1 protein-coding gene is annotated in these 238 nt (G+C 45.0%); it reads left to right on the top strand.

Going from position 1 to position 238, the window contains the following annotated elements; translation table 11 throughout:
- On the top strand, nucleotides 1–238 hold a 238-nt coding region (locus ACPYOM_RS23760; protein ID WP_481347870.1), incomplete at both ends, for a thiamine-phosphate kinase.

Below are 238 nucleotides of genomic sequence, written 5' to 3'. Positions count from 1 at the left end.
CTGTGGAAGCGCTGGAAGAAGTTTATGCCGGAATTCAGGCAGCTTGTGAAAGATATAAAATTGACTTAATCGGAGGAGATACAACAAGTTCAAACGCAGGCCTTGTCATGAGCATTACCGCTATCGGACTTGAAAACGACGAAAACATTGTTAAAAGAAGCGGGGCAAAACCTAATGATCTGCTTGTCGTGACTGGCGATTTGGGAGGCGCTTATATGGGACTTCAGATCCTGGAAAG

It is taken from the genome of Monashia sp. HAY1-2A, assembly GCF_056755315.1.
The sequence above is the reverse complement of the archived record's forward strand: the minus strand, read 5'-3'. Positions and strand labels throughout refer to the sequence as shown.